The 19,687-nt window shown below is 68.5% G+C and carries 17 protein-coding genes; 4 read left to right on the forward strand and 13 right to left on the reverse strand.

What is annotated here, in order from left to right; translation table 11 throughout:
• Window positions 1-129: 129 nt before the first annotated feature.
• From ACLQ3I_RS18875 to ACLQ3I_RS18910, 8 genes are all read right to left on the reverse strand, one after another.
• Window positions 130-1,905: an FAD-dependent oxidoreductase gene (locus ACLQ3I_RS18875; protein WP_425803934.1), complete on the reverse strand. Its 1,776-nt coding sequence runs from the start codon at window positions 1,903-1,905 to the stop codon at window positions 130-132.
• Window positions 1,906-2,047: 142 nt separating this feature from the next.
• On the reverse strand, window positions 2,048-2,806 hold the full coding sequence (locus tag ACLQ3I_RS18880) for a VOC family protein (protein WP_425803936.1): 759 nt from the start codon (window positions 2,804-2,806) through the stop codon (window positions 2,048-2,050).
• The gene (locus tag ACLQ3I_RS18885) at window positions 2,776-3,045 is read right to left on the reverse strand and encodes a hypothetical protein (protein WP_425794396.1); all 270 of its coding nucleotides are present in this window, start codon (window positions 3,043-3,045) and stop codon (window positions 2,776-2,778) included. The genes ACLQ3I_RS18880 and ACLQ3I_RS18885 overlap by 31 nt, the downstream gene beginning before the upstream one ends.
• A gap of 9 nt (window positions 3,046-3,054) precedes the next feature.
• Window positions 3,055-4,056 carry an oxygenase MpaB family protein gene (locus tag ACLQ3I_RS18890; protein ID WP_425803938.1) on the reverse strand — a complete coding sequence of 334 codons (1,002 nt, stop codon included), beginning with the start codon at window positions 4,054-4,056 and terminating at the stop codon, window positions 3,055-3,057.
• Window positions 4,057-4,182: 126 nt separating this feature from the next.
• On the reverse strand, window positions 4,183-4,404 hold the full coding sequence (locus ACLQ3I_RS18895) for a DUF3263 domain-containing protein (protein ID WP_425794399.1): 222 nt from the start codon (window positions 4,402-4,404) through the stop codon (window positions 4,183-4,185).
• A gap of 210 nt (window positions 4,405-4,614) precedes the next feature.
• Window positions 4,615-5,445, reverse strand: a complete 831-nt coding sequence (locus ACLQ3I_RS18900) for an adenylate/guanylate cyclase domain-containing protein (protein ID WP_425794400.1) — start codon at window positions 5,443-5,445, stop codon at window positions 4,615-4,617.
• Window positions 5,446-5,525: 80 nt separating this feature from the next.
• Window positions 5,526-6,674, reverse strand: a complete 1,149-nt coding sequence (locus tag ACLQ3I_RS18905) for a DUF475 domain-containing protein (protein WP_425794402.1) — start codon at window positions 6,672-6,674, stop codon at window positions 5,526-5,528.
• Complete coding sequence (locus tag ACLQ3I_RS18910) at window positions 6,671-6,952, reverse strand: hypothetical protein (protein WP_425794403.1); 282 nt, start codon at window positions 6,950-6,952, stop codon at window positions 6,671-6,673. Before ACLQ3I_RS18910 ends, ACLQ3I_RS18905 begins: the two co-directional genes overlap by 4 nt.
• Window positions 6,953-7,183: 231 nt before the next feature.
• Here ACLQ3I_RS18910 and ACLQ3I_RS18915 point away from each other — a divergent pair, with 231 nt between their 5' ends.
• Window positions 7,184-7,528, forward strand: a complete 345-nt coding sequence (locus ACLQ3I_RS18915; protein WP_124707309.1) for an RNA polymerase-binding protein RbpA — start codon at window positions 7,184-7,186, stop codon at window positions 7,526-7,528.
• A gap of 88 nt (window positions 7,529-7,616) precedes the next feature.
• On the opposite strand, the gene ACLQ3I_RS18920 is transcribed toward ACLQ3I_RS18915, so the two are convergent.
• From ACLQ3I_RS18920 to cobN, 5 genes are all read right to left on the reverse strand, one after another.
• Window positions 7,617-8,381, reverse strand: a complete 765-nt coding sequence (locus ACLQ3I_RS18920; protein ID WP_425804058.1) for a polyprenol monophosphomannose synthase — start codon at window positions 8,379-8,381, stop codon at window positions 7,617-7,619.
• Window positions 8,382-8,445: 64 nt separating this feature from the next.
• Window positions 8,446-10,149, reverse strand: coding sequence for an apolipoprotein N-acyltransferase (gene lnt / locus ACLQ3I_RS18925; RefSeq protein WP_425803940.1), 1,704 nt, complete (start codon window positions 10,147-10,149; stop codon window positions 8,446-8,448).
• Window positions 10,146-11,786 carry an amidohydrolase gene (locus ACLQ3I_RS18930; protein ID WP_425794405.1) on the reverse strand — a complete coding sequence of 547 codons (1,641 nt, stop codon included), beginning with the start codon at window positions 11,784-11,786 and terminating at the stop codon, window positions 10,146-10,148. The genes lnt and ACLQ3I_RS18930 overlap by 4 nt, the downstream gene beginning before the upstream one ends.
• Window positions 11,787-11,822: 36 nt before the next feature.
• Window positions 11,823-12,323, reverse strand: a complete 501-nt coding sequence (locus tag ACLQ3I_RS18935) for an FxsA family protein (protein WP_425794526.1) — start codon at window positions 12,321-12,323, stop codon at window positions 11,823-11,825.
• A 145-nt stretch (window positions 12,324-12,468) separates the two neighbouring features.
• Window positions 12,469-16,095: a cobaltochelatase subunit CobN gene (cobN, locus tag ACLQ3I_RS18940; protein ID WP_425803942.1), complete on the reverse strand. Its 3,627-nt coding sequence runs from the start codon at window positions 16,093-16,095 to the stop codon at window positions 12,469-12,471.
• Window positions 16,096-16,330: 235 nt separating this feature from the next.
• On the opposite strand from cobN, the gene ACLQ3I_RS18945 reads away from it, so the two are divergent.
• Genes ACLQ3I_RS18945 through cobJ form a run of 3 tightly spaced genes read left to right on the forward strand, consistent with a single transcriptional unit; the run spans window position 16,331 to window position 19,686 of the window.
• The gene (locus tag ACLQ3I_RS18945) at window positions 16,331-17,551 is read left to right on the forward strand and encodes a precorrin-3B synthase (RefSeq protein WP_425803944.1); all 1,221 of its coding nucleotides are present in this window, start codon (window positions 16,331-16,333) and stop codon (window positions 17,549-17,551) included.
• Window positions 17,552-17,563: 12 nt separating this feature from the next.
• Window positions 17,564-18,187 carry a precorrin-8X methylmutase gene (locus ACLQ3I_RS18950; RefSeq protein WP_425803947.1) on the forward strand — a complete coding sequence of 208 codons (624 nt, stop codon included), beginning with the start codon at window positions 17,564-17,566 and terminating at the stop codon, window positions 18,185-18,187.
• Window positions 18,188-18,192: 5 nt separating this feature from the next.
• Complete coding sequence (gene cobJ / locus ACLQ3I_RS18955; protein WP_425803949.1) at window positions 18,193-19,686, forward strand: precorrin-3B C(17)-methyltransferase; 1,494 nt, start codon at window positions 18,193-18,195, stop codon at window positions 19,684-19,686.
• Window position 19,687 lies beyond the last annotated feature (1 nt).

The raw sequence follows: 19,687 nt of genomic DNA on the forward strand, positions 1-19,687 counted from the left end.
CCCACGCACGTGGCGCGGCGACCAGATCTGCGACATCGGACTGGTCCGCGTCATCGTGCGGACTCAGCGGCGCACCTCGGACGCATCGTCGCCGAAACGTTTCTGCAGTTCGGCCGCGCGCATTCTTCATCACGAGGTCTGGATCTGTCGCAACGATTCCAGCCAGGTGTGCACGAGCGGTACCACGCTGGCCCCCTCGCCGCTGGCCGCGGCCACCCGCTTCATCGATCCCGCCCTGATGTCACCGGCGGCGAACAGGCCGGGTTCGCTGGTGGCGAGGTTGGCCGGTGGCACGTCGCCGGTCCATCGATCGTGCGACACATCCCGACCGGTCAGGACGAAGCCATCGTCGTCGCGCTCCACATCGTCGGGCAGCCAGTCGCAATGCGGCGACGCGCCCAGGAGCAGGAACAGGCCGGCGGCCGCGCATCGCTCCTGAGCTCCGGTTGATCTGTTGCGCAACGTGATCCATTCCAGATGGCCGGCACTCCCGCCGTCGACGACCTCACTGGAGCCGCGCACCGTGATCCGCGGGTTGAAGGCGATCTCGCCGACCAGATACTGCGACATCGTCGAGGTGAGATCCGGTCGTCGGACCACGATCGTGACCGACCGTGCGTATCTGGCGAGATGGATTGCTGCCTGGCCCGCCGAGTTGCCGCCGCCGACCACGAACACATCGTGTCCGTCCATCTCCCGGGCCGCGCTCATCGCCGCGCCGTAATGGACGCCGAGGCCGACGAGATCCTCGAGATCGGCGATGCCGAGGCGGCGGTAGGCGACACCGGTGCTGATCAGGACGGAGCGGGCACAGACCTCGCCGCCCTCGGTCCGCAGGCGGTAGGGCGCCGCCGAGTCCTCGACGACGAGACTCTCCACCGGCCACCCCGTGAAGAACCGCGCACCGAAGCGAACGGCCTGGGTGCGCGCCCGTTGGGCGAGTCGCATGCCCGAGATACCTCTGGGGAAGCCGAGGTAGTTGCGGATCATCGAACTCGTGCCCGCCTGTCCGCCGACGGCCTCCGACTCGATGACGACGGTGCTCAGTCCCTCCGACGCCGCGTACACAGCGGCTGCGAGGCCGGCCGGTCCCGCCCCGACCACCGCGAGGTCGACAATGGTCTCGAGCTCGATGTCGGAGGGTCGGCCGTAGAGCATCTCCGCGACGTCACGCACCGAGGCCGGCGCGATGACCGTGTCGGCGGTCCCTCGGAGCGAATGCACGAGCGGGGTGGGTACCGGCGTGTGGGCCCCGCCCGGCGCGTCTGCCACCTCGACGACGGTGCCGTCGGCGGGGATCCGGTTGCCGTCGGCGGACCAGAGGGCGAGGGCGGATCGTCCCGCGGAGCTGTCGGGAGAATATGTCCGGTACGGCATGCCCATCCGCTCGAGGAAGTCCCGGATCGACATGGTCAGTGGCGTGAGCGCGGGGCTGATGATGCGTAGCACCTCGACCTCCGGCGCCGCGACGGTCGCGCCCCAGTCCGAGAGCAGCTCGGTGATCGCATAGTGGAACTCCTCGTCGCGCGGTCCGCGCGGGATGAGGAGGAACGTGTCGAACTTGCCCTTCTGCAGGGCAGGCCGCAGCGTCTCACTGTGCTGTAGGAACCGACTCCAGTGGATGCCGACAACACGCCGGGCGGTCGGAACGATACTGCGGAACGCCGAGAGCGCCTCGAGGAGATTCATGTCGGAGAGTTCGGATTCCGTGACGATCAGAGCCACCTGATGACCCTCACTGCGGAGCCGGCCGAGCAGCGCAATCGCCTCGATCGCCGAACTCGCGCAGGTGATGTCGTAGTCACGCCGGTATCGCTCGAACTCGGACATGAGGGTGTCGGCATGATCGGCGGACACCACGACGACGACGGGACGCGGCCCCGCTTCGGCGGACGGAGTTGTCATGGGGCCAGTCTTCCATCAGATCTCGCACAGGTCTGTGCTCGGCGACGACACCGTGGCTCTCTCGGCCCTGTCCACCTCGGGTGACCCTGTCGGGCTCGGGGCGGCACGGGCGGGGCATCCACCGACTTCCACACATCCGTGCCTACTCCGCATGACGCGTCTCCGTATCGATCACCACGGTCCGGGTGGCCAGTGCGCGATCATGCACGGTGAACACCCGCGTGCCCGGCTTTCGTCCGATCCTGACCTCGCTCGTCGGCACTCCGAGATCGCCGAGGCGACGGTGTGTCACCGCGGCATCTCGCGATCGCCAGGCGACACCCCACAGGGCGCAGGGCTGTGGGTCACCGGTCGCCGACGTGCGGCCGGTCACCACCTCCACCACGAGATCCGCTGCCCGGAAGAACAGTTGGCGTGCGCCCTTGCCGATCTCGCGATCGAGCCGGAAGTCGAGGTCCAGGCAGGCCCCGAAGATCGCCAGCGCGTGATCCCGGCATGGCGCGGTGAAGACGAGATGATCGATGGCCTCGACGTCGACGTCGCCGATCTCGATGAGACCGGTGTGGTCGGTGACGCCGACCGGCTCGTCGTGCGGCAGTCCACGACGATCGAGCAGCCTCCTGGCCGAGACGCTGTCGGTGACGCCGAACGACACCTGGTGGGTGCCGGCCGGATCATCGTCATGCACATCCCCCTCGGTGGCCCGTGCGTTCTCGGCGTTCGGGTTCACCGGATGCCACCGCACCGACCCGTTGCCCACAGATACCGACGTCGCCACCACGCTGTCCAGCAGGCGCGCATATGCATCGGCAGTGGCCACCGTGTCGACGGTGGCCAGGTCGATCATCGCGCCGGCCGGCACGAGACCGGTCATCGCGGTGACCGGCTCGTGATATGCCATGCGCCGCAGACACATTCATAACAACGCAGCGTGACGTCGGGAGGGATCCGGTGGCGAATCCGCGCAATGCTGTCGCGTGCGGGCATCTCCGCGGCGAACGCGTCTTTCTCCGGGGTCGGGCACGCGGGCACACCACGCCGGTCGACACCGATTCGTCGGCGGCGCCGGGGAGGTGACGCGGCGGTGCGCGCCTCGATGTCCCGATAGAAAGCGTCGAGGTCATCGTCGGAGAACGGCACCAGCTCAGTTTAGAACTTCGCGGTCGGCCCCAGGGGTGCGGCAGGGGCACCTACGCGGTCTGCGACTTGGTAGGCGGCACCGGCGCCCTCGCGGCGCTTCATCGCCTGCAGCGCGGCGTGGTGGCGGCGCGCGTGGTAGGCCAACGGGAAGTAGGTGAGCCGCTCGGGAAGGACCCGATACGACAACCGGATGGCCGAGTGGATCCGCTCCAATTCACGCTGCTCGTCGGCGCTCCACGACAAGCCGAGGATCTCGCGCACGCGAGGCTCCATGACGCCGACGGTGGTCAGGTAGTTCAGCTTCTGGACCGGTACGGCGGCGACCCGCGCGACCGTGTTGGCCAGCCGGAGCACGGCTGGCGGGACCGCACCGTCGAGTCTCGGCGCCGCCTTCATCTGGGCGATCAGGTCGAGGGCCACCGGATGCGCGATCAAGGTGTTCTCGACCATGTCGTCGTAATACGGCCCGAACTCCTCGATCGATTCGGGATAGCCGCGCATCGGTACCTGCACGATCTTCGCGATCCGCCGGTTGTCCCGGAAGACCTCGTCGCGCTCCGCCGCAGTGAACTCCCGCCCGAGGATCAGTGGCGCGGCGCTGCACGAGGTGGGAAAGGCGGTCGCGATGACCCACTGGTAGGCCTCGGGATTCAGGGCACTGATGTGATCGCCCTGCGCATTCCGCATCTGGAGCGGTTGGTGCATCCGCCGCAGTCGCTTGCCCTCTTCGATCGCCTCGGTACCACCGTAGACCCAGCGCAGCACGGAGTCGATCGAGCGGACGGCCCGGCCGAGCGGATCCGTCCGGAACACCGAGTACTCCCCGACGATGTCACCGATGGTCGGGTGCATCACCTGCATCACGAAGGCCGCGCCGTTCACCGGCAGGAAGGTGAACCGCCCGGTGAGCTCGGCGGTCAGCGAGTCCGGCGGGACGAGCTCGATCTCGTCGTCGGCGTGCGAGATCACCGCATCAGCGGACTCGGTCGGGTACGGCTGTGTGATCGTCATGTCGGACCTCCACGCATTCAGACGACAGGCATTCTGAGGACTGCTGTTGTCAGATTAGCGTCCGAGAGGTCAGGAGTCGAGCGTCTTGTCGAGCTCTTCCGTCAGGCACGGGGGCCAATGGCAGGTTCAGCGGGCCATCCACAGTCGGCTGCGGATCACGCTGCGCATCCTGCCCAACTCCGAATGCGTCAGCGAGGGAGGCGGATCTGACGCGACGATCCGATCGACCTCGCTGAAGAAGTCTCGATCGGTCAGGCCGAACCGCTCGGTGATCACACGCGACGAACCACCGCCGAGTTGGTACCAATCCGTTTCGAACGCCAGCATCTGCTGCTGCTTGTTGTCCATCTTCATCACACCCCGTGATTTGTCTTCCGGACACTGCCACCCGCGGCGACCTGCGCCGCCGACTCGACGCGGTCGCCCGACAGAGATGACCCCATTGTGCGCCGGGTCACCGACCAGTGTCACCACATGAGCAGACGTCGACATGACCTGAAATCGAATGCTCCCCGACCTCGGGATGACCAACTCGTTGCCCGCTGCGATGCCGTGGCGTCAGGCTTCGGTCTCGTAGCGGGGTACCACGGCGAAGACCTCCAGGTCGCGAGGCACGCCCTTCGCCTTGAACCTGCGCCTGCGCCGGTGGTACTTCTCGGCGTCCGCGGATGCGAGGGTGGCGTCGCTGACCAGGAGTTCGCCGGGGCCGGCGGCGTCGGCCACCCGCGCCGCGATGTTGACGTCCACGCCGAGGAAGTCGTCGCCGACGGCGCGCGGTGTCCCGGTGTGCAGGCCCGCCCGCAACTGTGGACGATAACCGTCGATGGTCAATGCGCTCACCGCGCAGATGGCCTCGTAACCGGCCTCGATGGCCTCGGTCCCGTCGAGGAAGACCGCCATCGAACCGTCGCCCAGTTGTTTGACGACGCTGCCGGCACGAGCGGTGATCACGGATTCGGTCACGTCGTTCACCTGGGCGAGCAGTCGCAGGACCTGGTCGTCGCCGGCATCGAGAGCCCACGTGGAGAACCCGACCAGGTCGGTGAACAGGATCGTGGCCGGCACCGGGTCGTCGTCGCGGAAAGTGCGGCGCGAGACGAGCGCCTGCCACACCTGGACCGCGCCGAGGCCCAGTTCCCGCAGCACACTGGGGCGGTCCGGACGGGATTCACCGATCAGGCGGGCGACACGATCCGACGCGCGGCCGCCAAGTGGCGCGGACCGGGTGTCCGGGATGAGGCTGCGTGCGGCTCGAGCGGCACGCACCGCTCCGGCGTTCGCATCGGACCTCGCGAGAGCGTCGGCGGCCCGCCGGGTCGGGCGCGCGACCGCGGGTCGATCGTCCTGCTGCTCCCCCGATGCCACCGCGTCTCCGTCCGTACCGGTCACGAGGGCAAGTCTAGCCGGGTACCCGACGGTCATCGCGGATGCGGACGTCCCGGCCGGCGCGTGACGCCATCACGGTCGATTCAATGCGCGACCCGGGTCTGCGCCCGGTGTTCCCTGCGGCGTCGATCACGGCGGTTGGCCCCGATACTGCTGGCCAGCGCCGCACCGATGAACGCGACGCCCACCAGGCCGGTGATGACCTCGTTGATGTGGATGTGCACGCTCAGCAGCAGGATCACCGCGAGCGCGCCGATCGCCCAGTGTGCCCCGTGCTCGAGGTAGCGGTACTGACCGAGCGTGCCCTGACGGACCAGATAGATCGTGATGGACCTGACGAACATGGCACCGATGAAACCGAGTCCGAGGGCGATGATGATCGGGTCGGGCGTGATCGCGAAGGCACCGATCACCCCGTCGAAGGAGAACGACGCATCGAGCACCTCGAGATAGAGGAACAGGAAGAAACCCGCCTTGCCGACGGCCACGGTCACCGGGCTCGGTCGTCGCACCGAGCCCGCCTCGGCCATGGTGGCCTCCGCGGACGGCAGGTGATCGTCGCTGCCCGGTTGTTCACTCTGGAACAGCGAACTCAGGCCGTCGACGAGAATGTAGGTGATCATGCCCAGCAACCCGGAGATGAGCACAGTGGACCGACCGTCGTCGGGCACCAGGTACTCCCCGACGACGACGAGCGTTATGGCGGCGAGAACGATCGACAGCTGATCGAGCCGGCCCAGCCGGCCCAACGGCTTCTCGATCCACGACAACCAGGTGATGTCGCGATTGCTCAGGACGAAATTCAGGAACAGCAGCAGGAGGAACATGCCTCCGAAGGCCGCGATCTGGGGATGCGCCTCGAGCAGGATCGTCTCGTAACTCGGGCTGCCGTCGGGGAAATACCCGGCGTCATCTGCAGGCGGGTTCATGGCCAGGCGAAGGGCCTCGACGGGATTGAGGCCACCGGTGATCCACACGATCGCCAACGGGAACAACAGTCGCATCCCGAAGACCGCGATGATCACCCCGACGGTCAGGAACATCTGTTGCCAGAACCGGCTCATCCGCTCGAGCACGGTCGCGTTGATGACCGCGTTGTCGAAGGAGAGCGACACCTCGAGGATGCCGAGGATCGCGCACAGCGCCAGACCGGTCCAACCCTGATAGAGGAACGCGACCAGCAGCGCCGCGAGGGTGACCAGAGCGGACAGTCCGAAGGTCCGGAGGATCACCGTAGTCGCTCGGCTTCACGAGCCAGTGACAGCAGATCGTCGCCGAGTGAGTGGAGAGTGGCCACGTCCGCCCGTTCGGAGACCGCGGTGACCAGATCCTCGGCGGCGCATCGGAGCGCGAACATCCGGTCGCCGAAGGCGTCGGCCTCCGCGGCCGTCAGAATCACCGCGTCGACGGGAATAGAAGTGCCCTGCGTGAGCGCTCTCTGTTCGTAGGCGCGTTGGCGGCAGGACTGCTTGCAGTATTTGCGTCGCCGGCCGTGATCCGAGTCGACCATGCTCCGCCCACACCATGCGCACGAGTACGGGCGTCGGCGAGGGTCGTCCACGGCTATGACCGTACCTGGGGCCACAGGAGGTCGCCCCTCGTGGCTCGCCCGGCGAGCCGCGATGGACGCGTAGAATGAATCTGTTCAGTGCCGAGGTGCCGCACGCACTCCCGGTGCCCGATAGCGATGGGCCCGCTTGAACGTGCCGGCGCCCGACGAAATGTTTGAGAGGAATTGTCCATGGCAGATCGAGTACTTCGGGGTAGCCGCCTCGGTGCGGTGAGCTACGAGACCGATCGCGATCACGACCTCGCACCACGACGGATCGTCCAGTACCGCACCGACAACGGCGAGATCTTCGACGTTCCGTTCGCCGACGACGCCGAGGTGCCGTCGAAGTGGCCGTGCAAGAACGGCATGGAGGGCACTCTGCTCGAGGGCGCCGAGCCCGAGGAGAAGAAGACCAAGCCGCCGCGCACCCACTGGGACATGCTGCTCGAACGCCGCTCCGAGGAGGAGCTCGAGGTGCTCCTGAACGAGCGTCTCGACCTGCTCAAGCAGCGCCGCAAGGGCGTCACGAACTGATTGCTGTCGACAACGGCCGGATGAGACCTCGTCTCGTCCGGCCGTTTGGCGTCTGCGAGGGTTGCACGGTATGGGGGATGCCCCGACGTCAGTTCTTACGGAGTCCGAACCGTTGCATCCGACTCTCGAGTCCCCATCGCGCCACCATCAGGAACGCCTCGGTCATCACGCCGCCGCTCATCTTGGATTCGCCGACCTCGCGTTCGGTGAAGGTGATCGGGACCTCACGGACGTCGAACCCGGCCCGGACTGCCCGCCACGCCAAGTCGATCTGGAAGCAGTAGCCGGCCGATTCGACCGACCCGAGATCGATCTTCTCCAGGACGGTTCGTCGATACGCGCGGAACCCGGCGGTGATGTCGTGCACCTTCGCGCCGAGCGCGAGTCGTGCATACGTGTTGGCCCCACGGGACAGGAACTCCCGACGTTTCGGCCAGTTCACCAGCTTCCCGCCGGACACGTAGCGTGACCCGATCACCAGGTCGGCACCGGCATTGACCGCCTCGAGCAATCGTCCGAGCTGCTCGGGCGCGTGACTGCCGTCCGCATCCATCTCGATGATGACCGCGTACTCGCGGGCGAGCCCCCAGGCGAATCCGGCCAGATAGGCCTTGCCCAGACCGTCCTTGTCCGTGCGGTGCAGGACGTGGACGCGCTGGGCCGGGTCCTGCGCGGCGATACTGTCCGCCACGTCGCCGGTGCCGTCCGGGCTGGAGTCGTCGACGACGAGGACATGCGTACCCGGAAGGGCCGCTTGCAGGCGGGTGACGATCGTGGGCAGGTTCTCGCGCTCGTTGAACGTCGGGATCACGACCAGGGCGCGCTCCCCCTGTGCTCCGACGACTGCCTGCAGTTCGTCGTGCGGGTCGGTGCTCGCCGGCTGATTGTTCCCCGGTTGCTCATTCCCGGGTGTCGGACTACCCAATGCCACCGAGCTCCTTCGCTTGATCGTCGGGCCCCGCGTGATCCTTTGCCACTCCCTGGCCGACGGGCTCTGCCAGGTCCGCGGAGGCGCGGTCTGTGACTCGGCGATGTGGGCTGCGTTGCCTGAGTGAGAACCTAGTATGCCGTCCCACCGCGAACAAAAGCCCCACCGCCGCGATGATCATCGCCACGGTCTGCGGCCAGCTTCCCAGCCGGGTCGCCAGCGTGGTGTCGCTGCGCAAGGGCAACCGGCTCGACAGCACTGCAGGGGTGAAGATGCCGCTCTGAGCGGTGATCATCCCGTCGGGATCGATGATCGCGCTGACACCGCTGGTGGCGGCGACCACAACGGCGCGTCCGTGTTCGACTGCTCGCACCTGTGACATCGCGAGCTGCTGATAGCTCATCTCGGTACGACCGAACGTCGCGTTGTTCGTCGGCACATAGAGAATCTGGGCGCCATCGTCCACTGCCGCGCGGGCCGATCTGTCGAAGGCCACCTCCCAGCACGTCGACACACCGACCTGCACGGATCCCGACCGGCCGGGCACCGTCAGCGTCGACGGTCCGGAGCCGGGCCGGAAATTGCCTGCCATGTCCGCATACGACGAGAACTTCCGGAAGAATCCGCGCCACGGCAGATACTCGCCGAACGGCTGGATGATGTGCTTGTCGTAGCGATCGACGGGGCCGCGTTCCTGATCCCAGACCAGAACCGTGTTGGTCGGCCGACCGTCGGGATTCATCACGAGGGTGCCCACCAGGATCGGCGCGCCGACCGAGACTGACGCCGCGGTGATCTCCTGCGCGGCGTCCGGGTTGGTGAGCGGCGAGATGTCCGACGCGTTCTCCGGCCACGCCACGAAGTCGGGTTGCACGGCGTTGCCGCTGCGAACGGCATCGGCGAGTCGTTCGGTCTGCCGGACGTGATTGTCGAGGACTGCGCGGCGCTGTGCGTTGAATTCCAGTCCGAGCCGGGGCACATTGCCCTGGACCGCCGACACCTGCGCCGACGACGACGCGACGTTGCGGTCGACGGTGCCTGGGGTCAGCGCGATGGCGGAGACCGGGCCGATCAGGGCCAGCACCACAGCCAGTGCGGCTCCGCGGACCACCGATCGACCGTGGTGCTCGCCGTCGCGGACGGCACGGAAGACGATCTGGCACAACCAGGCGATCGACGCGCCCAGGAGCGCCACCGCCGCCGAGAGCCCGGGCGCGCCCAACACCGACGCCATGGGCAGCAACGGTCCGTCGACCTGGCTGAATGCCGCCCTCCCCCAGGGAAACCCGCCGAACGGGAAGGCTGATCGCAAACCCTCGACCGCCACCCAGGACAGGGTGAACCAGACGGGTGGGACCGGCAGCCGCATGGTGAGCACCGCGATCACCCCGAACAGCGCGAGATACACCGACAGCACCGCGGCGAGCGCCAGCCACGGCAGCGGCCCGACGTAGACACCGATCCATGGGAGCAGCGGCACGAAGAACGCCAGCCCGAAGACGAAGCCGAGCCACGCCCCGGTGCGAACCCGTGGGCGACCGGCACCCAGCAGAACCGCCATCAGGCCGAGGCCGACGACCGCGAGGAACCAGAGGTTGCGGGGCGGGAAGGCCGCCCACATCGCGATGCCCGCGACCACGGCGACGATCGTCTGGGCCACCAGGACGGTCCACGCGGACCGAGGCGAACTCACGCGGGGCCGCCGTCGAGCGCCCCGCTGTCGAACAGGACGGTGTCGCGGTGGACGGTACGGACGCATCTGGGCAGTCGTGCCCCCGGGGTGATGTCCGGGAGGGCCGGTACCCGCGACCGAGGGTCGGTGGACCAGCGCTGCACCCCGGCGTGGGATCCGGCGACCACGAGATCGTCGATGTCCCAGACCGCGTAGCTCGCGGGAGCGCCGGGGACGAGGGTTCCGGTGAGCCCGTCGTTGACGCCGGCGGCCCGCCAGCCGCCGCGCGTGGACGCGGCGAAGGCGCCGCGGGCGGAGATCGCGTTGCGCGGTTGGTGGTGATGCACGGCCGCCCGGATCGACGACCATGGATCGATCGGTGTCACCGGCGCATCGGACGAGAAGGCCAGGATCACCCCCTCGCGGGCATGTCCGGCGAAGTTGTTCAACCCGGCGGTGCGCGCGACTCCGAGACGTTGCTCGTAGAGGTCACCCGGACCGCCCCACTCCGCGTCGAAAAGCGGCTGCATGCTCGCGACGACACCGCAGCGTGCCAAGGTCACGGCCTGCTCGGTCGACACCATCTCCGCGTGTTCGAGTCGATGGGCGCACCGGGCCAGGGCCGGTGTGCCGAGTTCGGCGGCGAGTTCCTGGAACGCGGCTACCACCGAAGCGGTTGCCGCGTCGCCGATCACATGGAATCCGGCCTGGATCCCGACCTCGGTACAAGCCCGGATGTGGTCGCGGATGGTCTCGTAGTCGAGGTAGCTTATGCCGGTGTGACCGGGATGGTCGGTGTACGGCTCGGTCAGCCAGGCGGTGTGCGAGCCGATCGCCCCGTCGATGAAGAGATCGCCGGCCAGGGCGTCGGCGTGGCTGATCGCCAGGAGTTCACGCGCATGCTCGGCGCTCTGCACGGCCTGACCCCAGTAGCGACGCACCTCGACCGGGTGATCGAGGTCGGCGAGGGCGAGGAAGTCGTCCAGACCGCTGATGTCCGGGCCGCCGTTCTCGTGGACGGCGATCACGCCATGTGCGGCCGCGGTGTCGAGGGCGCGGCGCTGCGCGCGGGTGCGCTGTGCCGCGGTCACGAGTTGGCGGGCCGCCCCGCGCACGAGGTGATGCGCCTCCGCGACCAACGGTTCATCGGGGTGGTGACCGACGGCGGCTTCGAGGTCGGGCACCAGACGCCGCAGCGCGGTCGACGCGACGGCGGAATGCTCGTCGATACGGGCCAGGTAGACCGGCAGATTGCCGACCACCGCGTCGATCTCCGCAGTTGTCGGGAACCGGCGGTCATCGGGATCGACGCCCTGCCAGCCGGAGTCGTCCCAGCCGAGACCCCAGATCAGCTCACCCTCGTCGGTGACGGAAGCGAACGCGGCCACTCGGCGCAGACAATCCGACCGGTCCGTGGCCTCGTTGAGGGTGAGCCCTGCGAGTCCCAGGCCGGTAGAGGTGAGATGGACGTGCGAGTCGACGAATCCCGGTCCGACGAAGCGGCCCTGCAGGTCGGTGACCCGGGCATCCGGGTGCAGCGCCCGGCCGACGTCGTCGCTGCCCACCCAGACGATGGTGCCGTCGGTCACGGCCATGGCGGTGGCATCCGGGGCGGCCGGTGAATAGACGACGCCGCCGACTAGCAGTTCCGTGGTCACGATGGTCCAGTGTGCCCTGACGAGCGGGCGCTCGGACTATCGCCCCCGAGGCAACCCGCGATCTGCAGGCCCGGGTGTCGGATCGACGACGGACCCGTCGACATCGACCACCGTGCCGTCGACGACGGTGCCGCGGCCGACGTACATGCCGCTGGCATAGATGCCTGCGCGGTCCATGGTCGCGGCGAACCGGCGCGCACCGGCGGCGGCGACCACCGGACGCATCATCCGACGCACCGGCGGCGCCAGCAGCACCAGGCCGACGACCGTGGACACGATCCCGGGGATGACGAGCAGAAGACTCGACGCGGCGAGAAGTGCGGTGTCGGTGAGCGGACCGCGCGGGTCGACTTCGTTGCGCGAGGCACGTCGGAGCTCGGCGAAGACCTTGCGACCCTGTTGCTGGAGCAGCACGAATCCGGCCACCACCGCGGCGAGGGTGATCAACACCGCCCAGCCAAATCCGAGGAAGTGCGCCATCGCGACGAAAGCACCGATCTCGACCGCAAAGTAGGCGATCAGGTAGATCATCCGCATGAGGATCTCCGCCTTTCCGAGACCTCGTCCACCGGCCGAGCTGGTCGGTGTCGCCCTGGTCTCTGCCCAGTCCAACGATCGAGCGTGCCGGTTTTCTCCCGAATCCGCAGGATTTCTTTCCGACCACACGGTCGCCGTGATCACATCACTCGGCGCGCCCCTCGATATCTCCTTCGGCCTGCAGATAGACCTGCCGCAGCCGGTCGAGCATGTCGGCCGGCGGTTCCTCCCACATCTCCCGATCGACCGCCTCGAGCAGGCGCTCGGCGATGCCGTGCAACGCCCACGGATTCGACTGCTGCATGAATCGCTGATTGTCCTCGTCGAGGACGTAGGACTCGGTGAGCTTCTCGTACATCCAGTCGGCCACCACGTTGGTCGTCGCGTCGTAACCGAACAGATAGTCGACGGTGGCCGCCATCTCGAATGCGCCCTTGTAACCGTGCCGCTGCATGGCGGAGATCCAGCGCGGATTGACCACGCGCGCCCGGAACACACGGCTGGTCTCCTCCGACAAGGTGCGGGTACGCACCGAGTCCGGTCGGGTGCTGTCACCGATGTAGGCATCCGGCGACGACCCCGTCAGGGCACGCACGGTCGCCACCATGCCGCCGTGGTACTGGAAGTAGTCGTCCGAATCGGCGATGTCGTGCTCACGGGTGTCGGTGTTCTTCGCCGCGACGGCGATGCGTCGGTAGGCCGTCCGCATATCGTCGACCGCCGGGATGCCGCCGAGGTCGCGGCCGTACGCATAGCCGCCCCATTCGGTGTAGACCTGCGCCAGATCGGCGTCGCTGCGCCACTCGCGCGAGTCGATCAGTTGCAATAGCCCGGCCCCGTAGGTGCCCGGCTTGGAACCGAAGATCCGCGTCGACGCGCGGCGACGATCACCGTGGTCGGCCATCGCGGAACGCACGTGGGCGGCGACGTAATTCTGGTCGTCGGGCTCGTCGGCCGCGGCGGCCAGCGCGACGGCATCGTCCAGCATCGTCACCACGTGCGGGAACGCATCGCGGAAGAACCCGGAGATGCGCACCGTGACGTCGATGCGCGGGCGTCCGAGCTCGGCGAGGTCGATCAACTCCAGATCGACGACCCGTCGGGACGCCTCGTCCCACACCGGCATCACGCCGAGAAGCGCGAGGACCTCGGCGATGTCATCGCCGGAGGTGCGCATCGCGCTGGTTCCCCACACCGACAGGCCGACCGACGCCGGATGGTGGCCGTGCTCGCCGACATACCTTTCCACCAGCGAATCGGCCAGGGCGCGACCGGTTTCCCAGGCAAGACGCGACGGGACCGCCTTGGGATCCACGGAGTAGAAGTTTCGTCCGGTCGGCAGCACGTTGATCAGCCCGCGCAGCGGCGACCCACTGGGGCCGGCCTCGATGAATCCGCCGTCGAGAGCGTGCAGGATCTGGTCGATCTCACGGCCGGTCTGCCGCAGGCGCGGCACCACCTCGCGCGCCGCGAACCCGAGGACGTCGGCCACGGCGGGCGGATGGCCGGCGGCCGTCGCGGCGACGGCCTCGGGGGTCCAGCCCTCCTTTGCGCAGGCGGCGACGAGCTCGCGGGCAGTGGTCTCCACGTCATCGACCGAGATGCGGGCCGCACTGCCGTCCTCGATGAGACCGAGAGCCTCGCGCAGGCCCGGCAGCGCCTGCGTGCCGCCCCACAGCTGACGTGCTCGCAGCATCGCCAGGACGAGGTCGATCTCGCTCTCGTCTTCTGGTGCCTGGCCGAGGACGTGGAGTCCGTCCCGGATCTGGACGTCCTTTATCTCGCACAGCCAGCCGTCGACGTGTAGCAGCATGTCGTCGAAGACGTCCTCGTCGGGACGTTCGGACAGGCCGAGGTCGTGGTCCATCTTGGCGGCGGTCAGCAAAGTCCAGATCTGCTGACGGATCGCGGGCAGCTTGGCCGGGTCGAGGGCGGAGATGTTGGCGTGTTCGTCGAGCAGCTGCTCGAGCCGGGCGATGTCGCCATAGGACTCGGCGCGCGCCATCGGCGGGATGAGATGGTCGACGAGCACCGCGTGGGCACGTCGTTTGGCCTGCGTGCCCTCTCCCGGATCGTTCACCAGGAACGGGTAGATCAACGGGACGTCGCCGAGGGCGGCGTCGGTACCGCATGCGGCCGACATGCCGAGGGTCTTGCCCGGCAGCCACTCGAGGTTGCCGTGTTTGCCGACATGCACGATCGCATCGGCGCCGAACCCGTCGATGTCGGCGGCACCGTCACCGCGACCGGTCAGCCAGCGATAGGACGCCAGATAATGGTGCGACGGAGGGAGATCGGGATCGTGGTAGATCGCCACCGGGTTCTCGCCGAACCCGCGCGGCGGCTGCACCATGAGGGTGATGTTGCCGAAGCGCATGGCGGAGACCACTATCTCGCCGTCGGGGCGCGACGACCTGTCGACGAACAGGTCACCCGGCGCGGGCCCCCAATGTTCTTCCACGGAGCTCCGGAGATCGTCCGGCAGGGTGGCGAACCATCGGCGGTAGTCCTCGGCGGCGACGCGGATCGGGCTGGCCGCCAGTGTGTCCTCGGTCAGCCAGTCCGGGTCCTGCCCACCCGTCTCGACGATGGCGTGGATGAGGGCATCGGAATCGTCCTCGGCCAGTCCGGGTATCGCGTCCGGGCCGGCATCGGGTCCGATGTCGTAGCCGGCCGCCCGCAACGCGACGAGGAGGTGGAGCAGACTTCGCGGGGTGTCGAGCCCGACGGCGTTGCCGATCCGAGCGTGTTTGGTCGGGTACGCCGACAGCATCAGTGCGACACGACGATCCGCCGGAGGTGTACGCCGTAATCGCGCGTGTGCCACCGCGATCCCGGCCACCCGGGCGCAGCGTTCCGGATCCGGCTGGTACCAGGGCAGGCCGTTCTCGTCGAACTCCTTGAACGAGAACGGCACCGTGATGATGCGCCCGTCGAACTCGGGGACGGCCACCTGCGTCGCCACGTCCAGGGGCGAGAGTCCGTCGTCGGTGGCCGCCCAGTCGGCGCGGGAACCGGTGAGACACAAGCCCTGCAGGATCGGGACGTCGAGCGCCGCGAGACGTTCGATGTTCCACGCGTCGTCGTCGCCGCCTGCCGAGGCGGTCGCCGGCGTCGCGCCGCCGGCGGCCAGGACGGTCACCACCAGCGCGTCAGTGGTACCCAGGAGTTCGATGAGATCGTCGGGCGCGGTACGCAGCGACGCGCAGTAGATCGGCAGGGCGCGCCCGCCGCGTTCTTCGATCGCCGCGCAGAGCGCTTCGATGTAGCGGGTGTTGCCGGCCAGGTGCTGCGCGCGGTAATAGAGGACGGCGATGGTGGGCGCCGAGGTGGCGGCGACCCGTGCCGGGCGATCGAGCACACCCCAGGCAGGGGTCTGCTGCGGCGGATCGAAGCCGTGACCGGTGAGCAGGACCGTGTCGGACAGGAAGTTGTAGAGATTGACGAGGTTCTCCACGCCGCCCGCCGCGAGATAGTTGTGCGCCTCGGCGACGACACCGGCCGGCACGGTCGAATGCGCCATCAGGTCCGGGTCGGGCTGCTGCTCGCCGGAACAGACCACCAGCGGTTTGCCGGTCGCCGCCACCGCGGCGAGCCCGTCCTCCCAGGCGCGCGTGCCACCCAGGATGCGCACGACGACGATGTCGGCGGCTGCGGCCAGCGATCCGATGTCGTCGACGAGGATGCGCGACGGGTTGGCGCCGGAGAACTCCGCGTCGGAGGCCGCTGCCGTGATGAGGTCGGTGTCTGAAGTCGAGAGCAGCAGGATCATGGTTCTCCTCGCCGGGATGGCGCGCCCGGTGTGTGGTCGGTGGTGACGTCTGTCGTGCCGTATCGCGGTTACCGGAGCGCAGGTCTGGCTTCGATGTCCTCGGTCGTCGACCGTCGAACACCGTCACAGTGGCGCGACCGCGTCGGATTTGCACCGGCTTCTGCCGCTCCTCGGTGCGTTCAGCCTAGTCAGCGCGGGCATCGCGGGCCTGCGGTGGGGGCCTACCCTGGAACAGGTGACCGAACCCGTACGTCGCGATGCCACCGACCGCTGTCCCGGCGTGTTCACGACACATGTTGCGGCCGACGGCGCGGTTGCCCGGGTGCGGCTCCCGGGCGGCCGGATTCGACCCGATCAGCTCGAGACCCTCGCGCAGGCCGCGGCCGCGCACGGGGACGGATATCTCGAGTTGACCGCGCGGGCCAATCTCCAGCTGCGCGGGCTCACCGACGTCGATGCGGTGGCCGACGCGGTCATCAAGGCGGGCCTCGCTCCGAGCTCGACCCACGACAAGGTACGCAACATCGAGGTCAGCCCGCTGACCGGCCGGATCGGCGGTATCGCCGACGTGCGCCCGCTCGCGGATCTGCTCGACGACCGACTGCAGGCCGCCGACGTGTCGGCGTCGCTCTCCGGCCGTTTCCTGTTCGGCCTCGACGACGGCCGCGGCGACATCGCGCGCCGCGAACCCGATGTCTGTGCAATCGTCCGATCGGCCGCTGTGCCGGGCGAGATCGTCGCCGATGTGCTGGTGGGCGGCGCAGTGCTCGGTTCGGCCCGCGGCGACGAGACGGTCGCCACGGAGCTCCTGGCCGTCGCGGCGGACATGATCGATATCTGCCACGGTGCGTGGCGGGTCGCCGATCTCGCCGAAACCGAACGAACCGAGCTCGACGATCGGGTTCGGGCGCGGCTGGCACCCGCCGTCGGCGGTCCCACCCCGCAGCCTCCCACCTCGCAGCCTCCCGCCTCGCAGCCTCCCGCCTCGCAGCCTCCCGCCTCGCAGCCTCCCGACCCGATCGTCGGCTGGTTCGACCAGGACGACGGCGGTGTACTCCTGGGCGCCGTCGTCGAGCTCGCCCGACTCCCCGCGCGGCTCGCCGAGTTCGTGGCCGCCGTGCAGGCACCGATCGTCGTGACCCCCGACCGCGAGATCCTCATCTGCGATCTGGACGAGGGGGTCGCCGAGACCGTGGTGCGAGTCCTGGCCCCGATGGGCCTGATCTTCGATGCCGCCTCACCATGGGCCGCGGTCAGCTGCTGTGTCGGCGCCCCGGGATGCGCAAAGGCGCTGGCCCCGGTCCGCGACGATCTGCTGGTACGCATCCGGGACGGCGAACCGGTGACGGAACGCGAACACTGGGTGGGGTGCGGACGCCGATGCGGCTCCCCCAGCGGTCCGCACCGCAGTGTCGAGGCGACTCCCGACGGTGGATACGTGACGCACCGCCGATAGGCTGGCCGCACCATGAGCGACTACCTGCGTGACGGCGCCGCGATCTATCGCCAGTCCTTTGCCACGATCCGTGCCGAGTCGGATCTGGCGGCCTTCGCACCCGATGTGGCGCAGGTGGTGGTGCGCATGATCCACGCCTGCGGGCAGACCGACCTCACCGAGGACGTGGTCGCCACGGACGGTGTCGTGCGGTCCGCACGTGCGGCGCTCGGAGCGGGCGCACCGATCCTCTGCGATGCCTCGATGGTGGCCGCGGGAGTCACCCGTAAACGCCTACCCGCCGACAACGACGTGCGTTGTCACCTCTCCGAACCATCACTACCGGCGCTCGCCGATCGACTGGGCACCACCAGAACGGCTGCCGCACTGGAGTTCTGGCGTGCACACCTCGACGGAGCCGTGGTGGCGATCGGCAATGCCCCGACTGCTCTGTTCGCGCTGCTGGACATGATCGACGACGGGGCACCGCGCCCGGCGGCGATCGTCGGCGCGCCCGTCGGCTTCGTGGGTGCCGCCGAATCCTGTGCGGCCCTGGCGCTCCGCCGCGACCTGGAGTTCATCACGGTGACCGGTCGGCGCGGTGGGTCGGCGATCACCGCCGCCGCGATCAATGCATTGGCCAGTCCGGAGGAGTGACGTCGGTGAGTGGAAAGCTCTGGGGGATCGGCCTCGGGCCCGGGGACAGCGAACTGGTGACGGTGAAGTCGGCCCGCATCATCGGGTCTGCCGATGTCATCGCGTATCACTGTGCGAGACACGGGAACAGCATTGCGCGGTCGGTGGCGGCACCGTACGTGCGCGATGGACAGACCGAAGAACGCCTGATGTATCCGGTGACGACCGAGACCACCGATCACCCGGGCGGGTACGCCGGCGCAATGCAGGATTTCTACGCCGAGAGCGCCGCCCGCCTCGCCGGCCATCTACGGGCGGGCCGCGACGTGGCGCTGCTGGCCGAGGGTGATCCGCTGTTCTTCAGCTCCTACATGCACATGCACAAGAGGCTCGTCGGCGAGTTCGATGCCGAGATCGTGCCGGGTGTGACGTCGGTGAGCGCGTCGTCGGCGGCCCTCGGGATCCCGCTGGTGGAAGCCGACGAGACCTTGACGGTGGTGCCCGGGACCCTGCCGGCGGCAGAACTGGTCGTCCGCTTCCGCGCCGCGGACGCCATCGCCGTCCTGAAACTCGGCCGCACCTTCGTCCGGGTGCGTGACGCGCTTGTCTCGGCAGGCCGGGCAGACGAGGCCTGGTACGTGGAGCGTGCGTCCACCCCGGCACAGCGGGTGATGCCGCTGCGCGACGTGAATCCCGATGAGGTGCCGTATTTCTCGATGATCGTGGTGCCCGGTCCGCTGAACAACCCGAATCGCCCGCCGGACGTCGCCGAGGCGCGCGGCGAGGTCGTGGTGGTCGGATTGGGCCCTGGTGCCGACGACCAGACGACGCCGCAGGTGCAGGTCGAACTCGCCCGCGCCACCGATCTCGTCGGTTACACCACCTACCTGTCACGGGTCACCGCCCGACCCGGGCAGCGAGTCCACGCGAGCGACAACCGGGTGGAGTCCGAGCGGGCGGAGTTCGCCCTCGATCTCGCCGCCCACGGCGCGCGGGTCGCGGTGGTCTCGTCCGGGGATCCCGGCGTCTTCGCGATGGCCGCGGCCGTCGCGGAGGTGGCCGCCGAACCACGTTGGCACGATGTCGCGGTTCGGGTGGCGCCCGGGGTGACGGCCGCGAGCGCGGTCGCCGCGGCCGTTGGCGCCCCGCTCGGTCACGACTTTGCGATCATCTCGCTGTCCGATCGGCTCAAGCCGTGGGAGGTGATCGCCGACCGGATCCGGCACGCGGTGGCAGCGGATCTCGTCGTGGCGATCTACAACCCCGGGTCGTCGCATCGCACCTGGCAGGTGGGCAAACTCAAGGAGATCCTGCTGGAGTCGGTCTCACCGGACCGGACTCTGGTCGTCGGTCGCGATGTGGGCGGACCGACGGAGAGTCTGCGGACGATCTCGGTCGGCGAACTCGATCCCCAGACCGTCGACATGCGCACATTGCTCATCATCGGGTCGTCGGCGACCACCGCGGTGACGCGGGCGGGTGGGGACCTCGTGTACACGCCGCGGCATCACCCGGGGTGAG

This window comes from Gordonia sp. DT101 (genome assembly GCF_049844895.1).
GTDB lineage: Bacteria > Actinomycetota > Actinomycetes > Mycobacteriales > Mycobacteriaceae > Gordonia.

Bases quoted from the DNA above. Each gene is read 5' to 3' on its own strand.
- ACLQ3I_RS18895 (WP_425794399.1), bottom strand. From the start codon at position 4,404: ATGGACAACAAGCAGCAGCAGATGCTGGCGTTCGAAACGGATTGGTAC.
- ACLQ3I_RS18880 (WP_425803936.1), bottom strand. From the start codon at position 2,806: ATGGCATATCACGAGCCGGTCACCGCGATGACCGGTCTCGTGCCGGCC.
- ACLQ3I_RS18950 (WP_425803947.1), top strand. From the start codon at position 17,564: ATGAGCGACTACCTGCGTGACGGCGCCGCGATCTATCGCCAGTCCTTT.
- cobN (WP_425803942.1), bottom strand. From the start codon at position 16,095: ATGATCCTGCTGCTCTCGACTTCAGACACCGACCTCATCACGGCAGCG.
- ACLQ3I_RS18935 (WP_425794526.1), bottom strand. From the start codon at position 12,323: ATGCGGATGATCTACCTGATCGCCTACTTTGCGGTCGAGATCGGTGCT.
- ACLQ3I_RS18915 (WP_124707309.1), top strand. From the start codon at position 7,184: ATGGCAGATCGAGTACTTCGGGGTAGCCGCCTCGGTGCGGTGAGCTAC.
- ACLQ3I_RS18890 (WP_425803938.1), bottom strand. From the start codon at position 4,056: ATGACGATCACACAGCCGTACCCGACCGAGTCCGCTGATGCGGTGATC.
- ACLQ3I_RS18910 (WP_425794403.1), bottom strand. From the start codon at position 6,952: ATGGTCGACTCGGATCACGGCCGGCGACGCAAATACTGCAAGCAGTCC.
- ACLQ3I_RS18875 (WP_425803934.1), bottom strand. From the start codon at position 1,905: ATGACAACTCCGTCCGCCGAAGCGGGGCCGCGTCCCGTCGTCGTCGTG.